A 20,034-nucleotide genomic window follows, 5' to 3' on the forward strand; every position below is an offset into this window, starting at 1 on the left:
GCTGAATCTGTGCCTGAGCGCGAAGGAGGCAATGGACTTCCTCGGCTCGCCTGAGGGCGACCTGGCGCTGGCTGAAGCCGTAGTGTATCTATGCCTCGCGCCCAAGTCGAATGCGGTCTACACCGCCTACGGCGCGGTGCACTCGGTGATTGAACGCACCCGCCAGGAGCCGGTTCCGCTGCATCTGCGCAACGCCCCCACGCGGCTGATGAAGGAGCTGGATTACAGCAAAGGCTACAAGTACGCGCATGACGAAGAGGGCCGCGTGGCGGACATGGACTGTCTTCCTGAAGCACTCAAGGGCCGCAGCTACTACCAGCCGACGCAGGAAGGCCGGGAGAAGATGCTGGCCCAGCGCATGGAAGAGATTCGGCGGATCAAGTCAGGCAAGCGCGAACGCCCGTAAAACGCGCGGGGCGTCCCCTTCACTCGTATTTCACCGAGCATCCATACGGTCGCGTGTATGCAGGATTGACCGCCTTGCCGGCCATCGACGCCATCAGCGCGTCGGAGACATAGTTCTCTGCTCCGTTCACATCTGCTGGATCGGGCGTGGGCCGGTTGTCGATCGCGCCTTCATAGATCACCTTGCCCTGCGGATCGATTACGAACATGTGCGGCGTGGTCCTGGCGCTGTACTTATGGCCCAGGTCGCCTTTCGGATCGAGTAGTACAGCGCTTGGCGCCGCGTGCATCCGATTCACATAAGAGTTTTCTTCATCAGGCGTGACATAGCCGTCGTGGCCAGGCGCCGATGAGATCACGGTGAACCACACGATTCCCTTCGCGGTCCATTCCTTCTGCAGGTTCTGCATGTTGCCGGAGGAGTAATGCTTCCTGGTGAACGGACAGCCCTGGTTGTGCCACTCGAGCACAACGTATTTGCCGCGATACTGCTCGAGTTTCTGCGTGTGCCCTCGGGAGTCGGTGGCCGTGAACGGCGGCGCGGGATCTCCCACCTTGACCTGGGCGGCGGGAACCAGCGGAAGCAGCGCGGCAGACGAAACCGCGATGAAGATGCGGGAGCGGAATGTCATGGAGTCGACCTCCTCAGTGGGGAATGAGAAGAACCGGACTTACTGTTTGTTGGACGCAGCCGCAGCCGTCTGGGTTGAGTTGCGCGGCAATGAGTGGATCGCGTCCAGCACGATTCCCGGCGTGAGGGCTTCGGGCAGAAGGTGTGGACTTGCCTCGCCGGGGACATACAAGGCGTATACGGGAACGCCGCTGCGGCCCAGCTTTTCGAGGGTCTGGGAGATGGAGTCGTCGTGCTGGGTCCAGTCGGCTTTGAGGAGAGCCACATGGGAACCGGCAAAGGCCTGCATTACTTCGGGGCGTGTGAGGGCCACACGCTCATTCACCTGGCAGCTCAGGCACCATTTGGCGGTGAAGTCGACGAAAACGGGAGTGCCCTGGGACTGATACTTTCCCACGGCTTCCGGGGTCCAGGGCAGCCAACTGGTTCCTGGGACAGGCGCGATTTTGAGCATGATGAGCCTGTCGCCGTGGACGCCCGGCTCCACCACGGATTTGGCATAAACACTCAGCCCCACCACGCACAGCGCAATCATCCCCGCCAGCACCGCAGACCATCCTTTCGCGGGCCAGCGCCCCAGGAACCATCCGGCCATGGCAAGGAGCAGGAAGCTTGCCAGAAGCGCGGCGAGCATCGTGGCTCCGTAGACGTTGGCGACGACCCACGCGAGCCAGATCACGGTTCCGAAGATGGGCACGGACACCACCTGGCGCAGCACTTCCATCCACGCGCCCGGCCGCGGCAGAATGCGTGTCCAGGCTGGTTGAAGGGTCAGTGCGAGATAGGGCGCCGCCAGCCCAAGAGCCAGAGCGGTGAAGACAGCAAACGTGGCGATGGCGGGGGCCGCCAGAGCATAGCCGATGGCGGCTCCCATGAATGGAGCCGTGCAGGGTGTGGCCACAATCACCGCGAGCACTCCCGTGAAGAAGCTGCCGGTATAGCCCTGCTTTTGCGCCAGCTCGCCGCCCGCGCTGGTCAGCGACAACCCAATCTCAAACTGCCCCGCCAGCGACAATCCCAGGAAGAACAAGAGCCCCGCCATGAGGAACAGAAACACCGGCGACTGGAACTGGAAGCCCCATCCAAGATGCGCGCCTGCGGTGCGCAATCCCAGCAGCACGCCGACGAGCGCCCAGAACGAAAGGACGATGCCTGCTGTGTAGACCAGCCCGTGCGCTCGAAGGCGGTGACGCTCCTCATTGCCGGAGTTCACCAGTGCCAGCCCCTTGAGGAACAGCACCGGGAACACGCACGGCATGAGGTTGAGGATGATACCGCCGAGAAAGGCGAGACCGATGATCTTCAAAAATCCTGGCTGGGTGGGGGCGGAGCTGGCGACGTTAGCTGTCGAACCGGCTTCGACGATCGGAGAACGGCTTCCCGCTGCTTCAGAGTTGGCTGCGCTCGCGGTTGCGCTGTCTGCCTTCATCGCTGCCGGCGCGCCCTGCGACGCCGCAATTTCATAAGCTCGCCCACCGCTCAACTCAATCAGCCCGCGCAACTGATCCGGCGCCTTGGCGAGATTCACGTCCTTCTTGATATCGAGCGTGAATCCCTTCGCCGTGGGCGTTAGTTTCTGCGGCGCAGGATTATCCATTACATCCTGATCCGCCGGAAAGAATGCCGCCTCGGTCTCGCGCTGCCCGGTCTCGACGGTCAGCTTGAACCCGGCCGGCGTCGATCGGAACCCCGCTTTGAACGTGACCGGCGCAGGCCGCGGCACGCGGTTAGACAGTCTGCCGTAGATGCTGCCGTCGGGGTCTACAGTGGCGGCTTTGGGAGCTTCTGTTGTAACCGGACGGGTGGTCTCAAGATCGGCCTTGCCCGGAATGCAAACTTCGCGGCACACCAGCCAATCCACGTGCGCATGCAGCGTAGCCGGACCGGGCTTTGCATCGGAGCTCACGTTCACCGTGAACGGAAACAAAACCTCGTCCTCATATCCAAAATCCATCAAGGGACCAACCGGCAGCCGCGTGGGGACCGGGAATTGCAGGCCGCCCGCCGTGATTCCCTGCGGAAGTGTCCATTTAATATGCGGCGGTTCGCCTGCGTCGCCCGCGTTCTTCCAGTAAACGTGCCAGCCAGGCTCGAGTTTGAAGTAGAGTCCCGCACTGGCCGCGTTCCCCGGGCTCAATGTCGAAGCCGGCACAACCAGCTGCACGTGCAGATGCTGAACATCGGCCGAGTTCGACACCGCGAACCCCGGCACGCCCGCCAGCAGCAAGATAGACAACAGAAATCCAGATAGGAGTCGCATTGGCCCCGCGATTTGAAACAGATGCTTATGCACGGCGACGACGCGGCTCCTTTTCCTGGCGGAGCCGCTCAGCCAGAAACACCTTCAGCAGCGACTGGTAGGGAACATCGCGTTGGTTTGCCAGCAATTTCAAGTCCTCCACCATGGAGACGGACAAGCGAACAGAGATCGTGCGTAACGTGGGTTTAAGCTTAGTCGGCTTTGCGGTCTTGGCCGTCGACCAATCGATGAACTCCGTGGAATCGGCGCGGGACCAGAATTCAAACTCTTCCGCCTCGTTTTTGAACTCAGGAATTTTCTTCATGCCGACGAACACTGATCCTTGGACTCAGTCTATCGAACCTTCGTCGCAGATTTCGGCCCTTCGCAACGCAGATTTGGTAAATTGAATGCGATGCCAACCGTCCTGCGCATTCGGGGCTTCAGGTTTTTCTTCTATTCAAACGAAGGAATTCCCAGAGAACCGGCCCATATTCACGTGGAAAGGGACCGCTGGGAAGCCAAGTTTTGGCTTCGGCCGGAAGTGCAACTGGCCTACAATGATGGCTACAACGCCCGCACGTTACGGGAACTAACTGGACTTGTGTGGGAGAATCGGAACCTGTTTGAAAGGGCATGGAATGAGTTCTTCGCCTAGCGCCACGAAAGTAGAGTTCGACGACGACAGCATGTGGGTTACGCTCACAGATGGCCGTGTCCTCGGTGTTCCGCTTGCGTGGTTTCCTCGCCTACTACGCGCCACGGCCGAACAGCTTCGCGAAGTCCGCATCTCGAGCCGCGGCCTGCATTGGGAAGGGCTCGATGAAGATGTCTCCATTGACGGCTTGCTATCCGGCAACGGCGATTTCCGGGCATCGAAGGATACCTTCGCCGCCTGACACCCACTAGACGGCGGAATGACATCACTTCGAGCTGGATGTTCCCTGATCCTTACCTTTAGAACATCTCGGCGTGGCGGCGGTAGATGCAATCATTCTGCACGCACTTCACACCCGCGGCTTCGGCCTTGCGGACTGCTTCATGCGCGGTCACGCCGTCCTGCAGCCACACGTACTTGATGCCCAGCCGCATGACGTCGTCGAGGATGGGCGGCACAAACTCAGGCGAGCGGAATACATCGACCAGGTCGATCTCCCCGCCCTCGGCGCGCACCGCGGTCTGCGCACTCTCCAGATCGGGATAGCACGTTGAGCCCAGTACGGATTGCAGCGTGGGATTCACAGGCACGACGCGATATCCATGGGCGGCCAGGTATTTGCCGATGTGGTAGCTGGCCCGCGAATCCTTGTCGCTCATTCCGACCACGGCAATGGTCTTCGACTTCCGCAGCATTTCTTCGATAACGGACGGCTCATTCATCGCTGTCCCCTAGACATCCAGGTCATCGTCGCCGCTGGCTGCCACTGCGGTACCGCGCCGCTTGGCCAGCAGGTAACCGCGCAGAAACGGCTCCAGATAGCCGTCCAGCACCTTGTCCACATCGCCCACTTCCACCTTGGTGCGATGATCCTTGGCTATGCGGTAGGGCTGCAGCACATAAGAGCGAATCTGCGAGCCGAAGTTAATCTCGAGCTTGGCGTCTTCGAGCTTCTTCGATTCGGCGCGCTTCTTCTCCAACTCATATTCATACAGCCGCGAACGCAGCATTTTCATCGCCTTTTCGCGATTCTTATGCTGCGAGCGCTCGTTCTGGCACTGGACAACAATATTGGTAGGCAGATGCGTCATGCGCACGGCCGAGTCGGTGGTGTTGACGTGCTGGCCGCCCTTGCCGCCCGAGCGGTAGGTGTCGATGCGCAGATCTTCCAGCTTCAGGTCGACATGAATCGTCTCATCGATTTCCGGCGACACGTAGACCGATGCAAACGAGGTATGCCTCCGCTTGGCGGAGTCGAACGGAGAGATACGCACCAGCCGATGCACACCGCTCTCTGCCGCAAGCAGTCCGAAGGCATTCTCGCCCATGATGGTGAATGTGGCCGATTTGATGCCCGCCTCTTCGCCATCCTGGTAGTCGTTCATCTCTGTTTTGAAGCCTTGCTGCTCAGCCCAGCGCAGATACATGCGCAGCAGCATCTCGGCCCAGTCCTGGCTTTCGGTTCCACCGGCGCCGGGATGCACCGTGACGATGGCGTTCAGCGCATCGGCTTCGCCGGAAAGCATGGTCCTGGCTTCGAGGTCCTCAGCGAATGTGCGCAACGCGTTGATATCGCGCTCAAGGTCTTCGAGCACGTCTTCGCCTTCGCGCGCCAGCTCGAAATAGGCGTCTATGTCGCCGCTGCGGCGAACCAGTTCGTCGTCGCTGCCGATCTGGCTTTCCAGACGCTTGCGGTCTCGCATCAGCGGCTGGCTGGCCGCGGGATTACTCCACAAAGCCGGATCGGCTAGCTTCTTTTCAATGTCTGCGGATTCCCTGCGGAGACGGGCAGGGTCAAAGATACTCCCGCAGGTCGCGCACCTGGTCGCGCACGGGAGCATAGGCGAATTCGAGATCCTGCAAGGATGCCATTGTTTGCTCTTTAGACCTGACTTGAATTGCGAGTTGGCGAGTGGGCCGGACGCGCGAGCGCCGGCGGTCGCGCTGGGTTGATTATAACGGAGAGAGCGCTGTCAGCGGGAGTTACCAGAGCTAGCTCCTGGGCAAGATCCCTGTCGCCTGCGTGAGCACCGCTGACTCCGCTAGGTCCGCTTCCCGCCGCGCGAAAACCCCACAGCCCCGATTGCAACGAACGCACACAACCACGCGAACACATCCCCGTGGCTCGTGTAGAACGTCACGTCGTCGCGGAACCCGAACTGCGCGGGTAAAGCGTCGACCGCATGGCGCGGGATGCTCTGGCGCACCCGCCCATAGGGATCGATGGCCGCGGTCACGCCGTTATTGGTGTCTCGAAGGAGCCATCGCCGGTTCTCGATGGCGCGCATCCGCGCCATGTTCAGGTGCTGCCAGGGAGCACTGGTATCGCCGTACCAGCCATCGTCGCTTATGTTCACCAGCACCTCGGCGCCGTTGCGCGCGAACTCCCGCACCTCATCGGCAAACACCGCCTCATAGCAGATGAGGAAACCATAGCGATGCACGGTTCCCTTCTGATCAGGGATGCGAAAGACCATGCGGTCCTTGCCACGCGAGAAGTCACTGACCCGCCCCGTGAGCTTGTGCGCAAACCCTACCAAATTCTTGAAGGGAATGTACTCGCCGTAAGGCACCAGGTGGATCTTGTCATAGCGTCCGATCTTCGATCCATTCGGCGCAAACAGCATGGCCGAGTTGTAGTTGTGCCAGCCCTCGTTGTCTCCAGCCCACTCCGTTCCGATGCCCCCAACAACCAGCGGAGCCTGCACCGTCTGAGCAATGTGCTGGATGGCTTGCTGGAACTTCGGGTCGGGCTCAATAAAGGGTGCCGGCGCTTCCGGCCAGGCCACCAGGTCAGGATGCGTGGGATACGGCGGGCACTGAATCTCGCCCGAGGGAGCGCCGGTTTGCGGGATCCCGGCGATGTAGGATTTGCACTCCTCGCCGGCAAGCCTGGTGAACTGCGCGATGTGAGCGTCCCAGTCAGGGCCGGACCAGTTATTGTCCGCGGTTACATCGAGGTTTGGCTGTACCAGAACGGCAGTGGCGGAGGCCGGCGCACTCGGCATATCCATCGATGCGCCCATGGATCGAACTGCCAGCATCAATGCAGCAGCTATGGCCGAGGCGATGGCATGCTTGCGCTCTCTGAAAACCAATGCACCCACAAACAGGGTATTCGCGACAACCAGCACAAAGCTGATCCCATACACCCCGGTCCACGGCGCCAGCGGTGTCAAGAGCCCATTGTCCACCTGCGAATACCCCAGCTGATCCCAGGGCACTGAAGTGATGCGCGCCCCGGCAAATTCCTGTGCCACCCACAGAAACGGCGCCGCAGCCAGCGCCCAGCCCATTCCGAACCTGCGCCGCACCGCTGCGAGCCCCAGCCCGAACAGCCCGAAGTATCCGCCGAGCACCAGGCTGAACGCCACCAGCAGCAGCACCGAAACAAACGGAGGAATCCCGCCATGGATATTCATGGTGGCGTAGATCCAGTAGCAGTTGCCCATATACCACAGCACGCCGCACACATAGGCCACCAGAAACGAGCGCCGCAGGGGGCGATTAGCGTCTTCACTGGCGCGCAGAACGGCCCAGATCAGCGGCGCCAGCCCGAACCACGCGAACACACTTCGCCATGGCGGCAGGGGCCCGGCCAGCGGAAACGGCAGCTCCAGCAGGCCCGCGCTCAGTCCCGCCGCCGCCCACCTCATCCATTGTCTTTTCTGCATCCTGCGCCGAGTGTATCGCACTGATGTGAAGGGCTCTCGCGTCCTGAACCAACTGACGAGCGCACCGCTCGCGGCGTTCGCGAAGCACACACCCGCCACCGGCGCCCCATGCTTCGCCGATCGATGTTCACCCTGTTGGCAACCATGTTTTTATGGGGATAGCCGATGTGCTCACAACCTCGGCGGCGGTCTTCTCTCAGAGCAAAAGTGATTGGTTTTAAGGCACTTCGCCTCTTTCATGCGGAATTGATTGACTCCCACATCATTCGGCTCTATTCTCAGCCAAGGGCGGACGGGGAAAGAAGACGATTTCGCCCGCAAAGGAATTGACACAGCCGGCCGTTCGCCGGCTATTCAGTGATGGCCTCTACACGAACGACCGTTGCCCCGCCCTCCGACCGCGTTCGGCTCATTGTGGCATCCTCCGTGATGCTGAGCTTCATCTCTTTCTGGCGAGCCGCCGCAATCGTTCTCAATGACCTTGGCTCCTCGGCGTTTTACGCCGGTGGTATCGCCGAACAGGCCATCGGCAAGTCCGCCCCCTGGTTCATTCTCGGCATCATGCTGTTCAGCTTCGCCGTGCGCGCGGTGTACGTTGAAAGCTGTTCCATGTTTACCCGCGGTGGCGTGTACCGTGTGGTCAAGGAAGCGCTGGGCGGCACCTTCGCCAAGCTAAGCGTCTCCGCCCTGATGTTCGACTACATTCTGACGGGGCCCATCTCAGGCGTTTCGGCCGGACAGTACATTGTCGGCCTCATGAACGAACTGGTGCACGTGCTCAACGACTACCACTGGTTGCCGCCCGCCATGATGCCCAACGGCGTCCCTTACCAGTTCAACGTCGACCACACTTCCGCTGTCTTCGCCGCCATAGTCACTACGTATTACTGGTGGCAGAACGTCAAGGGCATCGAGGAATCCAGCGACAAGGCTCTTCGCGTCATGCAGATCACCACTGTCATGGTGGTCATCATGCTGACCTGGGGGGTCTACTCCGTCCTTGCGCAGGGAGCGCACCTGCCGCCCCTGCCTACGCCCGCCAACCTCAAATTCAGTGACGATGCTCTGGGGTTCCTGAAGCACATGCCTAACCTGCTCCCAAGCCTCGGCATGTTCGGCATCCTCATGGCGTTTGGACACTCGATTCTTGCTATGTCGGGTGAGGAGAGCCTGGCCCAGGTAAATCGCGAGATCGAGCATCCCAAGCTCAAGAACCTCAAGCGCGCGGCCATTGTCATCGCCATCTACAGCCTCATCTTCACCGGAGGCGCAACCCTGCTGGCCTCGATGCTGATCCCCGATGGCCCCCGCACCCTGATTTACCGGGACAACCTGATCGCCGGCCTGGCCATGTATTTGAGCGGCCCCAACACGATAAAAATCGTGTTCCGCGTCTTTGTTGTGCTGGTCGGTTTTCTTATCCTTTCCGGCGCGATCAACACCTCGATGATTGGTTCCACCGGCGTACTGCAGCGCGTGGCGGAAGACGGCGTACTTACGGACTGGTTCCGCAAGCCGCATCACAAATTCGGAAGTCCCTCCCGCATCGTGAACCTGGTCTTCATCCTCCAGATGTTCACCATCGTCGCCACGCGCGGCAACGTCATCACGCTGGGCGAGGCCTATGCCTTCGGCGTGATCTGGTCATTTACCTTCAACGCGCTGGCCATGCTGGTGCTTCGCTGGAAGTACAAGGGGGAACGCGGCTGGAAGGTCCCGCCCAACATCCGCATCGGCAAGACCGAAATTCCGATCGGCCTCATCTGCGTCTTCCTGGTCCTGCTCTCCACGGCGATTACCAACCTGTTCACCAAGTCAGTGGCCACGGTGAGCGGCATCGTCTTCGCCGGGACCTTCTTCATCATTTTCACGGTGAGCGAGCGGCAGAACAAGCGCAAGCACGCCCTGACTGCGCGGCAGATGAAGGACCACTTCCAGCTCGAACACCAGGACACCATCAGCCGCGAGTCGGTGGATATCAAGCCCGGCGGTGTCATGGTGACGATGCGCGACCCCGCCAACCCGTTTGCGCTGAAGTGGGCTCTTGCTCATCATGCCAGCGACGACAGCGACATTGTGGTGCTCAGCGTGCGCATCATGGCCGCGGGCGGACCCGAGTTTCTTTCGCCCGAGGAACAAAACTTTTCCGAGCACGAACAGATGCTCTTCACGAAGGCTATCTCCGTTGCGGAGAGCTTTGGAAAAACTGTCTCGCTGCTTGTCGTCCCGGCAGGCGATATCTTTGCCGCGCTTGCGCAGAGCGCGAACAACCTCGAGGTTGACTCGATTGTCTCCGGCGTCTCCACCAAGATGACCTCGGAAGCCCAGGCGTATCATCTGGGCCAGGCATGGGAAGCGCTGCCCCAACCCAAGCGCCAGTTCAACTTCCATGTCATCGAGCCTAACGGCCAGTCCAAGGTCTTCTACATAGGACCGCACGCGCCCAACCTCAGCCCTGACGATGTGCAGTTAGTGCATCGCTTGTGGCTGAACATGCGGCGCGATCCAACCGTATCAGACCTCCACCACAGCGACATCATTACCTTTGCCCTGACTCGTCTTGCGGGCCAGTACGCACGTGAGAAGGTTGAGATTCTGCGCGACATTCGTAATTACCGCGCAGCCAATCTCCCCATGGATTCCGGGCCGCCGCCCCAACAGCTCACCGGCGGACGTCCGGCAGCGGACTCGCACGATGCCGCACCGCCGCGCACTCGCTGATACAACCTGCAACGCGATCCGAAGTCCCTGCGATTGCTCCTGACGATGTGGGGATGAGACAGCGTTCAGCGCCGCTGAGCCCCCTCTGTCGAGCTTTCAGTCACGCGCATGTAACTGTTACTTCGGTTTCTGCTGACCGTTCATTCCGTGCGCGAACGGATTCACATTTCCTTTGTCGAATTGCCTTACCGGCAATTATCGTGAATACAGGTGGGATGGCCCGGGGGCCCCTTTTTCAGACAGGTTAGACCACTCCGTCAAAAAGAAAAAAAAGAACGCAGGAGGAAGTTGTGGTACTGTCTGAAATTCTTTCCCAGATCGATCAGGAAATCGCAACATTGCAGCAAGCTCGTGCCCTGCTGGCCGGCTCCGGTATCAAGGCGAAGAAGGCAGCGGCCAAGGCGGCCAAAGCTCCAGCCAAGAAGCGCCGGCTCTCTCCAGAAGGTCGTCGCCGCATTGCAGAAGCCGTGAAACGCCGCTGGGCCGAACAGAAGAAGACTTCCAGCAAGTAAATTCACTCAGGAACCAAAGGGGCTAGCCCGCGCCGGCCCCTTTTTACTCTCTGACTCAAGAGCCGAGTTACGCCCCTCAGACAGTCCCGATTGCCTGCTCCCTGCCTCTACAACGTAGCCTCTACAGCGTATCTCCCGGCGCCCAATGCTCCACCTTCACATTCGTATCCACCTGGCTTGCAAGGTCCTGCGGAGTTCCGGTAAGCATCGGGAAGGTACCCCAGTGAATGGGAAGCACAGTCTTTGATCCCAGCAGCTTCGCAGCCATTGCAGCTTCTTTCGGGTCCATGGTGAAATGCCCGCCGATTGGAAGCATGGCTATCTCGGGGTTGTATAACTCGCCAATGAGACGCATATCTCCGAACACGCATGTATCGCCTGCGTGATAAAGCACCGGGCCTTCATCGGGCGTTAGAACATACCCGGCGGCCACGCCCACGTAGTGCGTTCCGTTGGCATCCTGTGCGCCTGACGAATGTTTCGCGTCCACCATTGTGACGGCGACATCCTCCAGCTTCACCGTTCCGCCCAGGTTCATGCCAACGGTCTTTTCAACGCCTTGCTTCGCAATGTAATCGCTTAGTTCGTAGATCGCCACCGCCGTCGAGCCATGCTTCTTCGCCACCGGCACGGCGTCGCCCATGTGATCGCCGTGCCCATGGGTCAGCAGGATGTAGTGAATGGCCGAGGGAAGCTCAAAACCCTTCGGATACTTTGGATTTTGAATCCACGGATCAATCAGGATGTTGGTTCCCTTCGCGGTTCGAATCAGCACGGTTGCATGCCCTAGCCAGGTAATCCTCAATCCCTTGTCAGATGCCATCTCTTCTCATCTCCTCAGCCGTTAGAATGCCACACGACCCACACCCTCTACCCACCAGGACCCAATGAGCAGACGCTAGGTTTTCACCACTGCGCGCAAAGTGGGCGACCCATCCACTACCTGGGCCGTGGCCGGATCGTGCGCCACAGCCTCCAGCACCCGCTGTGTAACCTTCTGGTCGGTCTCCGCGGCGTGCCCCATCCGCACCGGATAAAGCACGGAGTACTGCAACCCATCCGCCAGTTGCAGCCGCGACTCGATCTTAGGCTTCGGCACCGCGGTATCCATCCATGCCTCCACATCGGCATGCTGCCGCTCAATCTGCTCGCAGTACTCGTCGTATACCTTGCTCACGGCGTTGCGGATTGTCTGGAGCGCCGGCTGGTAATCCGTTCCCGGCTTCACCTTCACCACCACCTCGTGCCACGCATAACTGGTGCCGGGGATCTGCTTGTACAGTGGAGTGCCTGTCTGAAACAGCACCGAATTTGCAAACACCGCCACGCGTCCCGTGGGATGCAGTTCCGTCCCTGCTCCGGCCAATTCCAGCATGTAGAAGCGCGCCAGCCCCACCTCCACCACATCGCCGGTCACGTTCGCCACGGTGATGCGGTCGCCTACCTTTACCCCGTACCGGCCCACGATAAAGAAGTAGGCCGCCACCGACAGCAGCACGGTTTGCAGTCCCACCGCGATGCCCGCGGAAATGAAACCTGCAAACGTCGCCAGGGAGCTGAACTGCGTTACAAACCCCAGCAGGATCACCACTCCGCTTACAAACCCGATCGCCATGCGCCGGATCACCAGCAACTGCCGCCTGCGCCGCAGATCCTGCACATAGCGCATCACCGCGCGCCGCCACACCTCGCCCAAGACGAAAACCAGGAGCAGCGCTGCGGCAATGAACACCATCCGTATGAGCACCGAGTGCAGGATTTCCACTCGCTCTGAATCCACCGTCGCACGCCAGGAAATGAAGTTGCCGTGCGCCTGCTCCAACAGCAGAATCTCCTGTCCGATCGGCACGGAAACTCCGCTGATTGTCTTGAATGCATCCGTCAGCTCGTCATACTTCTTCCGCAACTCCGCACGATCCGGAGCCGAGCTTTGCGCCTGGCGCAACTGCTCACCCTGTTTCACCGTGGCCCGCAAAATGTTCACCAGGGGCGTGCGCAATTCCTCCGCCTCCCCGTGCAGCTTCTTCACTTCCTGAGTGCGCTGGTCAATTGCATGCAGCGTGCCCATAAGTTGAAACAAGACCTGGCCCTGCGTGACAACCCCGGCGTCCCGCAGCGAGCCCAGGCTCTCCATCGTGTTCGGCACCGGCTTGACCTTGTTGTCAACCACCTCAGGCACCGCGCTCTGCAGCTTGTCGATCTCCCCCTGCAGGCCGCTGTTGCCCTGTGACAGCGAGATACCGGCTACCTTGCCCAGCGCTTCCTGCTCCGCGGCCGCCAGTTCGAGTTGCCCCTGCACATCGGTCTTCTGCTCCTCCACTGCAGAGCGATCCCTGGCTCGGGCTTTGCTCATTTGCTTATCCAGGTCCGCCGCCCTGGCTTGCAGGGTTTGGATCTGCTGTGCAATCTGTGCCTGCGCATCATGCAGGCGCTGCGCCTCACCCACCGCGGGCTGATCGGCTGCTTTACCGGCCGCGCCCTGAATCCTCGCCAGCAGCGCCGCCTCATCGCGGGCCGACTGGAACGCCAGCTGCGCCACCTGCGTGGCCGTGCTCTGCGCCTGCTGCGCATACAGCACGTCGCTTGGCTCGCCCGTTTTCTGAACCGGCGTCGCCGTCATGCGATAGAACTTGATCACCTCGCTCAGGTGCGCGAGGATTACCTGCGACCGCTGGCTCACATCGATACCCTGCGTCAGGCTCGGCGGCAGCGGCTTCGGCAACTGCTCCAGGTGCAGCGCCGTAATCTCCTTGGGTGCAGTGGGCTGTCCGGGCGCGGCTCCGTGGGCGGCTTGCTCTGAGCCCGCCGCGGTCGGCGGTTCATGCGAAGGATTCTTCGCTTCAGTCGCAGTTCTGTGCTTTTGTGAAGAGATTTCGGCGGCTTGCGCACCGCTCCACGCAGAATCCAGGCCGATCCAAAGACTTGCAGCAAAAAGCAAAAGAGCGAAGGACCGGCTCATGCGGGGCCGTGCCCTTCCCCACGGAAAGAGCTTCATAGTCTGGTTTGAAGCACTTTTCGCCGTATCGGATGTGAGCGGGTAGGGATTGGGGCGCAACCCGCTGATTCAGAAGCGGGTATCGAGGCGCACCGTTACCGATCTTCCCGGTGCGATCGCATTGCCTGAGAACAAGCCGCCGAAATCCAGCACGTTGAGCCTGCCATTCAGATTCTCCCCGTCCACGTGCAGATCCACCCGCGTGTGCTCATGGCGATAAACCTCGGCAATGGCTGACGCATTCAGGGCCAGCACCGGCAAGGTCCGGCCGCGCGCGAAGTTCAGGCGGCTCACCACTGCCGGCCCGTACTGCGCCAGAGCTTCCGCCTCCGTGCCGCCGTACTCAAAGGGCAACCCCGACCCGTAAGACGCCCCCGCAGCCACCCGCAGACGTTTGGTCAAGCTCCCCTCCCAACGCGTCGACAGCGTATTCCGCTGGTCCTGCGTCGCCGGAAAGTGGCCGCCTGTGTTGTAGCCCGCCTCCGCCGCATCATCGCCCAGGAAAAGCCCGCCGGTGACGGGGAACCACACCTTCGCGACCATGTATGAGTAGCTCACGAATCCGTTCACGGGGCCCGCTCCCACAACCTGCACTCTGGCTTCCGCTCCGTAAGTCGCGCTGCGATCAAACGCGATAGGGTAGCTCACTCCCGTGTTCAACAACTGATCATCGTCGGCGGCATTGTGCGCCAGACGCCAATACGCGGTTGCGTCCACGCGCAGTTTGTTGGCGAAGCCCTTCGTGCCTCCCAACTCGAAGTCATTTCCCGTCGACGGCTGCACCGGCAGATTAAGAAAATCGCCGCTGAGTGCGGTCGCTTTTGCAGAGCTCGAGATAAGAATGTTTTCGAACGCAGGCGTCTGGAACACATGATCGTACGCCGCATGGAACATGAGTTCATGCGCGGGAAAGGCTCGGCTCAAAGCCAGCCGAGGGCTCACGGCGTTCCGGTTCAGCAGAAGCTGATAGTGGTCCCAGCGCAGGCCCACGCTCGCCGTCCAGTCATCGATGCGCATCAAGTCCTGCACAAACGCCGACTGCTCCAGGTCGGGGCGATCATCCGCGAAAGCCATCGCAAGGGGGGTTGCCGGGTCGAACTGCGAAGGATCCGTGATCTCGTAGCGGAAGTTCTCGTGCAGAAACGCCGCGTCCGACTCCACGCCGGTCTTGAATTCATGGCGTCCGTGATGCAGCGAGTAGGTCCCTTTAAAATATCCCTCGCGAAACCTGTTGTGCTGAAACGCTGCAATGGGCGTGGGGCTTGTATTCGATTCCAGATCCTTGGCGTTGTCCCGAAGCATGCCGGAAAGAAAGAGCAAACTCTCTGCCGAGATCACATGCTGGAACCGCGCCATCCCCATGGTCTCAAGGTTTTCGCCGTTCTGCACTTGCCCGGCTTCCTGCTGGATGAGCTCGTTGGGGATAAGATAACGGGACACAGCGCGCCGTACGCTGAGCATCAGCCGATCCTTTTCGCTCACATCGCGCTCATACATCACGGCGAAGTCCGCGGTCGTCCCCTTGTTCGTGTAGTTCTCAGGCACCACTGGATTAAGGTAATGCTCAGTGTGCGCGCCTGACGCCGAGGCTGAAAACGTGTCCTTCCTGCGCGTCTCCTGCAGCTGCCCGTAGCCAGACAAAGAGTTGTACGTGCCGCCCCCCAGCACTACGTCTCCGTGCAGCCCCGGATCCGTCTGGCGCTGCGTGTTCAGCTCCACCACACCACCCATCTTGCGTCCATACTCCGCCGGGAAGCCGGCCGTGTAGATACTCACGGATTCGAGATCCTCGGCCTCGATTTCCGGCCCCGAGCCTGGCGAGCGATTATCGGTGAGCGGAATTCCGTCCACGACAAACTGCGTCTGATACTCCGATCCGCGCGGATGTAGAACGGCATTTCCCTCATAGAGCCATCCAGGCTGCGACACGACAAGGTCCTGCACCGTGCGCCCGGGCAGCGACGAGCTGCGGTCATGAATCTGCTCGAGTCCAATCTGTGTTGCCGCTGCCGCCGAGTCGTAATTCAGCAGCGGGCTCTCCGCGCTCACCCGTACTTCGCTCTGCACCGAGGCCAGCGACAGGGGGATTCGCTTCTCCAGCGGCACCGTTGATTTCACATTGACGGTCCCCTCAAATGTGGTGAATCCCGGCTGCTGCACCATCACTTCGTAAGCGCCAAAGGGCACCATCGGCACCACGAGATGTCCCGCTTTGTCGGTTTCAAGCGATTGATGAACCTGGTTTGCGCGCGAGTCCAGCTGCACGCGCGCTTTCAAGCCGGCGCCGGACTGGTCCGTAACGCTGAACCGCAACTCTCCGCGATTCGCCTGCGCAAACCCGGCCAGCGCAAGCGCGAACCCCACGGGCAGCAGAACGGCCCGTATCCAGATGGAAATCAACCTCACTCTTCATTTTTAACGCAACCAGAGTCACGCCGGTGCGAGATTGGGAGCCGAATGAGCAATTCCTCAGGCCGCGGCCGACCCGTCCCGGCCTGAAGTTGGAGCTCACTTCCGCGCCATCGTGTCCGGCTGCCGCATCTTCGTCAGATGCACAACGTACCCCGTCTTCGGCAGCAACGCTGTCAACGTAAACACGCGGTATCCGTCTCCTGTCACATCGGAGCGGCGAAAGATCCCCGGCTCCGTCTCCACAACTTCGCGCCCGCCACTCAGGGAATTGATAAACATCTGGGCGTCGCGCGTCTGCGGTTTGCCTTGCGCGTTACTGCTCGTCATCGCTTCCGCAACGTAACTGCGCACCAGCTTCGGCCAGTAACGCGCAAGCAAATCCGTATTCGCGAAGACATCGGCCCATGCCACTTCCCCGTTGATGGTGACCACGACACCGACTGCGGCCTTCTCTTTCAACGCGCGCAGCATGGCGCGTTCGCCCTCCGCGCCGCCATACTCCGCGGTCACGGCCGCGGCAACTGCCGTGTTCGAGAACACCTTGGCGTACGAGCTTGTCGATTCAACCTGCGCCGCCAAAGGAGCGGCAAGGCCCGCCGCGATGTTCTTGTTGGAAGCGCGCACGTTGTCCCAGACCTTCGCCTGGTTGTGCTCCGCCATGGCGGGCGTGCGCACACTGGGCTGCGCCATCTGCGCCCCCATGGAGCCAAAGTTCGCACTCGACTCCACCCAACGGCCGGGTTCCACGCAGAACACACTCAGGTCAATCGGCGCTGAGCCCGCAGGCACAATGCGATCGGCTCCGATGACACGATCCTGCTTGCCCCCAGTCACAATCTCGCCGGCAAGCAGCAGCAACGGCTTTTTGGAATTGTTGACCAGCACGAGCCGGTTCACCTCCGCGCCGTTTCGCCGCGGTGGAACGGCGTGCCCGGGCCGCACCAGCCCGCGATCTTCCCCGGCCTCCGTCACCGTGACCTCGCCGCTGCGAATTCCCTCATCCAGAGTGATCAGCATCGAAGAATCGTTGCTTCGCTCTGCCACCACCGGATACAGAGCCAGGTTCCCGTGCACCATGGGTTCCAGCACCTTCAGGTTTTCGCGGCCGTCCTGTCCACCGGCAGCGTTGACCCGGGCGCCACTCGTAGTCAAAACCGTCGCGGCCGCGCCTCCCAGGATCATTGCGGCAACTCTCGTCCATTTCTTCCAACACTCGCCGGGGTTTGTCATGTTCTCCTCCCGCCGCAGCAGCGGCACGCCTGAAGAACGATCCACGTCGGCCCGCTTGCATAAAATTTGCTACCATTCGTGCGAATGCCCGCTCTCTCCTGGCTCCGATCCGGCTCTCTACGCGATGTCATCCGCACGCGCTACGCCGAGTCGCGCGCGATGGACTACGGCATTGATATGGACCGCTTCGAGGAGCACGTCAGGCTGGTGGTCGAGCGCTATGCCCAACACGTCTCCGCCGGCGAACAGATCGCGCTGGTAAAGTCCCTCCATGTGCAGGAGTTGGTGCTTGCGCGCGCCTGCTCGGCCGGCAACGAAACGGCATGGGATGTGTTTCTCGCCAGCTATCGAGGGGACCTTGTCCGCGCAGCCTGCCAGATAGCCCGCGACGATGCCGCAGGCCGCGAAATCGCCGACAGCGCTTACGCTGAGCTCTACGGCCTTCCCAATCGCGAGGGCCGCCGCGTATCCAAACTCGACTACTATATGGGCCGCGGCTCGCTGGCCGGATGGCTGCGCACCGTGATAGCGCAAAAGCACATTGATCGCTGCCGGACCGCTGTGCACCACGTGAGCCTGGAAGAGCAAATGGAGCAGGGCGTCGGTTTTGCTTCCGCGCCGCCTGCCGAAACCCCGGCGAATCCAGAACCTGTGAACATCGCGTTGGCGGCCACGCTCGCCCAGTGCACACCGGAAGACCGCTTACTGCTTGCGGCCTACTTCCTCGACGGCCGCACCCTCGCCCAGATCGGCCGCCAGCTGGGCGTGCACGAGTCAACCATCAGCCGTAAGCTCGACCGGCTCACAACAAGCATTCGCAAAGGAGTACGTAAGCGAATGCTCCATGCGGGATTCAGTCCTGCACGCTGTGATGAACTCCTCGCCGAACTTGACGTTCGCGATCTGAATACGGATGTGGGCGCAACTCTTCGGCAAGAAAAAGGGATCGGAACGTTCTAAGGAGAGACGGAATTCGTATTGAAGCCACTGAATGCCAATTCGCTGCGCAACGCACTCGCGCCCCAGGCAGCCAGCTCGCACCCTGAGCCTGACCTTTTGAACGCGTTTGCAGAGGGCTTGCTGCCGGCCGATGAGCGCCGCCGCGTTCTGAACCACCTGTCGGGATGCGAAGAGTGTCGTGCCGTCGTCGCGCTCGCGTCCGACGCAGCACCCGTGGAAGCGGTGGGAGTGGCATGGGTCCGAAGCCGCCGTCCGATCTTTCGCATTGCCATTCCAGCATTTGCAGCCGCCGCGGCGCTGGTTGCCACGGTCCTCGTACTGCATCATGCGCCTCGCGACGCACAGCAAAATGCGTCCGTCGCGCTCCAGGCTCCGGCGCCTCCGGCAACCTCTCCATCGGACGTCGCCATCTCGGCGTCACCAACCGCATCGATCGCGGCAGACAAGAAGTCGCAACCCGCCGCACCGGCAGCGCGCGCCAGAATCGCCGCTCCGCTTGCCCCGCCGTCCGCAGCCCAACCCGCACCGGCCGCAGCGCAACCCGCACCGGCCGCGCCCGCGCCCGCACCCCTCACAACCGCGCAGGCTGAGATCGCGCCAGCGCCTTCACAGCAGACCATCGACGCACATGCGGAGATCCCCGCGCCTTTAGCCTCAGGCGGTACGAGGCTGCATGGAGCTGGAAGCGTTGCAAACGCGCCATCCAGCGCCTTCGCAAACAACACCACAACCAGGGCACTCGCCAAAGCGGCCGCAACGCCCATGGCACGGCCCCACTGGCGTATCAGCCGCCAGGGACAGGCGGAGCGCGCATTCGGCGACGGTCCATGGCAGGCTGTCCTGCCCGCCGACGCGCCGCCCATGCGCGTATTGGCCACGGCTGGCGCGGATGTCTGGATTGGCGGTGATAACGCCCAGCTCTATCACTCATCGGACGAGGGCCAAACGTGGATCCGCACCGCCTTGCCGGAGAAGAACGGCGCAGTGCACAGCATTGCTCACATCCAGATCGACTCACCTATCGAGATCACCGTGCGCGCCGCCGACGGAACAAGCTGGACAACCTCGAACGGCGGAGCGAGCTGGAAGTAGAAGGCTTACCGGATTCTGCGATGTCCCGATTGATCTCGCGTTCGCTTGTGACCGCGGGCACAGCCGCAGAGGTTCACTCTGGTGCACAATTCCCTCTCGAACTATGCTGTGCTCCTCGCAATCCCGCTACGCAGCCCACCGCCTGCTCGCATGTCCGCCGAACTGTGTTTACCAGAAAACCAATATGGTTTTGGCCCCACTCGCTGCATATTCTGCACGGCAACGTGACCGATATAATTATGATTACAAATAAATTAGTGCGATATAGTCTGTTACATTTATTTTCGCCCCTAACCCGAATATAAAGCGAATTTGTGGCGAATAAATGACCTGCTCGGCGAGACTGTTCAAGGCGGATAATTTACTAATGAGTTACTACATTCAACTGCAAACTTCCTACTGCGAAGTAATCTCATACTCCACGTGAAACGGCCTGAGCGTGCGATCCAGCGGCAGATGGTCCTCCGCGATGACCGCCTGTGCCTGGGTCAGGCGCTCTGACGGA

General features: G+C 60.8%; 17 protein-coding genes. 7 read left to right on the forward strand and 10 right to left on the reverse strand.

Features of this window, described 5'->3' with window-relative positions; translation table 11 throughout:
* Positions 1-406: AAA family ATPase (locus VGL22_RS10960; protein WP_465266959.1), on the forward strand; the 406-nt coding region annotated here is incomplete at its 5' end.
* Between the two features lie 19 nt (positions 407-425).
* Here the strand turns inward: VGL22_RS10960 and VGL22_RS10965 are convergent.
* Genes VGL22_RS10965 through VGL22_RS10975 form a run of 3 tightly spaced genes read right to left on the reverse strand, consistent with a single transcriptional unit; the run spans position 426 to position 3,600 of the window.
* Positions 426-1,037, reverse strand: a complete 612-nt coding sequence (locus VGL22_RS10965; protein ID WP_465266960.1) for a redoxin domain-containing protein — start codon at positions 1,035-1,037, stop codon at positions 426-428.
* A 39-nt stretch (positions 1,038-1,076) separates the two neighbouring features.
* Entirely contained in the window at positions 1,077-3,272 is a 2,196-nt protein-coding gene (locus tag VGL22_RS10970; protein WP_465266961.1) for a protein-disulfide reductase DsbD family protein, read from the reverse strand.
* Between the two features lie 49 nt (positions 3,273-3,321).
* The gene (locus VGL22_RS10975; protein WP_465266962.1) at positions 3,322-3,600 is read right to left on the reverse strand and encodes a BrnA antitoxin family protein; all 279 of its coding nucleotides are present in this window, start codon (positions 3,598-3,600) and stop codon (positions 3,322-3,324) included.
* 90 nt (positions 3,601-3,690) lie between these two features.
* Between VGL22_RS10975 and VGL22_RS10980 the strand changes: the two genes are divergently transcribed.
* Both VGL22_RS10980 and VGL22_RS10985 read left to right on the forward strand, forming a co-directional pair.
* Positions 3,691-3,933, forward strand: a complete 243-nt coding sequence (locus VGL22_RS10980; RefSeq protein ID WP_465266975.1) for a DUF4160 domain-containing protein — start codon at positions 3,691-3,693, stop codon at positions 3,931-3,933.
* Positions 3,917-4,174 carry a DUF2442 domain-containing protein gene (locus VGL22_RS10985; protein ID WP_465266963.1) on the forward strand — a complete coding sequence of 86 codons (258 nt, stop codon included), beginning with the start codon at positions 3,917-3,919 and terminating at the stop codon, positions 4,172-4,174. The genes VGL22_RS10980 and VGL22_RS10985 overlap by 17 nt, the downstream gene beginning before the upstream one ends.
* Before the next feature lie 58 nt (positions 4,175-4,232).
* Here VGL22_RS10985 and VGL22_RS10990 read toward each other — a convergent pair whose 3' ends face one another.
* The 3 genes from VGL22_RS10990 to lnt all read right to left on the reverse strand — a co-directional run bounded on the left by VGL22_RS10990 (position 4,233) and on the right by lnt (position 7,589).
* Complete coding sequence (locus VGL22_RS10990) at positions 4,233-4,655, reverse strand: CoA-binding protein (RefSeq protein WP_465266964.1); 423 nt, start codon at positions 4,653-4,655, stop codon at positions 4,233-4,235.
* Between the two features lie 9 nt (positions 4,656-4,664).
* A protein-coding gene (prfB, locus tag VGL22_RS10995) for a peptide chain release factor 2 (protein ID WP_465266965.1) occupies positions 4,665-5,805 on the reverse strand; the annotation gives its coding sequence in 2 pieces (ribosomal slippage) (positions 4,665-5,732 and positions 5,734-5,805; 1,140 coding nt in all).
* Between the two features lie 170 nt (positions 5,806-5,975).
* On the reverse strand, positions 5,976-7,589 hold the full coding sequence (gene lnt / locus VGL22_RS11000) for an apolipoprotein N-acyltransferase (RefSeq protein WP_465266966.1): 1,614 nt from the start codon (positions 7,587-7,589) through the stop codon (positions 5,976-5,978).
* Positions 7,590-7,967: 378 nt separating this feature from the next.
* Between lnt and VGL22_RS11005 the strand changes: the two genes are divergently transcribed.
* Entirely contained in the window at positions 7,968-10,328 is a 2,361-nt protein-coding gene (locus tag VGL22_RS11005) for an amino acid permease (RefSeq protein ID WP_465266967.1), read from the forward strand.
* 290 nt (positions 10,329-10,618) lie between these two features.
* On the forward strand, positions 10,619-10,840 hold the full coding sequence (locus VGL22_RS11010; RefSeq protein ID WP_465266968.1) for a hypothetical protein: 222 nt from the start codon (positions 10,619-10,621) through the stop codon (positions 10,838-10,840).
* Positions 10,841-10,961: 121 nt separating this feature from the next.
* On the opposite strand, the gene VGL22_RS11015 is transcribed toward VGL22_RS11010, so the two are convergent.
* The 4 genes from VGL22_RS11015 to VGL22_RS11030 all read right to left on the reverse strand — a co-directional run bounded on the left by VGL22_RS11015 (position 10,962) and on the right by VGL22_RS11030 (position 17,522).
* A complete protein-coding gene (locus VGL22_RS11015) occupies positions 10,962-11,663 on the reverse strand; it encodes a metal-dependent hydrolase (protein ID WP_465266969.1) in 702 nt (233 codons plus the stop codon).
* A 75-nt stretch (positions 11,664-11,738) separates the two neighbouring features.
* Positions 11,739-13,799 (reverse strand): mechanosensitive ion channel family protein, encoded by a 2,061-nt coding sequence (locus VGL22_RS11020; protein WP_465266970.1) that lies wholly within the window; start codon positions 13,797-13,799, stop codon positions 11,739-11,741.
* Positions 13,800-13,904: 105 nt separating this feature from the next.
* Positions 13,905-16,241, reverse strand: coding sequence for a TonB-dependent receptor (locus tag VGL22_RS11025; protein WP_465266971.1), 2,337 nt, complete (start codon positions 16,239-16,241; stop codon positions 13,905-13,907).
* A 102-nt stretch (positions 16,242-16,343) separates the two neighbouring features.
* On the reverse strand, positions 16,344-17,522 hold the full coding sequence (locus VGL22_RS11030) for an ARPP-1 family domain-containing protein (RefSeq protein ID WP_465266972.1): 1,179 nt from the start codon (positions 17,520-17,522) through the stop codon (positions 16,344-16,346).
* Between the two features lie 39 nt (positions 17,523-17,561).
* On the opposite strand from VGL22_RS11030, the gene VGL22_RS11035 reads away from it, so the two are divergent.
* Both VGL22_RS11035 and VGL22_RS11040 read left to right on the forward strand, forming a co-directional pair.
* A complete protein-coding gene (locus VGL22_RS11035) occupies positions 17,562-18,437 on the forward strand; it encodes an RNA polymerase sigma factor (protein ID WP_465266973.1) in 876 nt (291 codons plus the stop codon).
* 18 nt (positions 18,438-18,455) lie between these two features.
* Positions 18,456-19,529: a zf-HC2 domain-containing protein gene (locus VGL22_RS11040; RefSeq protein WP_465266974.1), complete on the forward strand. Its 1,074-nt coding sequence runs from the start codon at positions 18,456-18,458 to the stop codon at positions 19,527-19,529.
* Positions 19,530-20,034 lie beyond the last annotated feature (505 nt).

This window comes from Occallatibacter sp., assembly GCF_036502485.1.
Lineage (GTDB): Bacteria > Acidobacteriota > Terriglobia > Terriglobales > Acidobacteriaceae > Telmatobacter.

Bases quoted from the DNA above. Each gene is read 5' to 3' on its own strand.
- VGL22_RS10965 (WP_465266960.1), bottom strand. From the start codon at position 1,037: ATGACATTCCGCTCCCGCATCTTCATCGCGGTTTCGTCTGCCGCGCTG.
- VGL22_RS10975 (WP_465266962.1), bottom strand. From the start codon at position 3,600: ATGAAGAAAATTCCTGAGTTCAAAAACGAGGCGGAAGAGTTTGAATTC.
- VGL22_RS10980 (WP_465266975.1), top strand. From the start codon at position 3,691: ATGCCAACCGTCCTGCGCATTCGGGGCTTCAGGTTTTTCTTCTATTCA.
- VGL22_RS10985 (WP_465266963.1), top strand. From the start codon at position 3,917: ATGAGTTCTTCGCCTAGCGCCACGAAAGTAGAGTTCGACGACGACAGC.
- VGL22_RS10990 (WP_465266964.1), bottom strand. From the start codon at position 4,655: ATGAATGAGCCGTCCGTTATCGAAGAAATGCTGCGGAAGTCGAAGACC.
- lnt (WP_465266966.1), bottom strand. From the start codon at position 7,589: ATGAGGTGGGCGGCGGCGGGACTGAGCGCGGGCCTGCTGGAGCTGCCG.
- VGL22_RS11005 (WP_465266967.1), top strand. From the start codon at position 7,968: ATGGCCTCTACACGAACGACCGTTGCCCCGCCCTCCGACCGCGTTCGG.
- VGL22_RS11015 (WP_465266969.1), bottom strand. From the start codon at position 11,663: ATGGCATCTGACAAGGGATTGAGGATTACCTGGCTAGGGCATGCAACC.
- VGL22_RS11020 (WP_465266970.1), bottom strand. From the start codon at position 13,799: ATGAGCCGGTCCTTCGCTCTTTTGCTTTTTGCTGCAAGTCTTTGGATC.
- VGL22_RS11035 (WP_465266973.1), top strand. From the start codon at position 17,562: ATGCCCGCTCTCTCCTGGCTCCGATCCGGCTCTCTACGCGATGTCATC.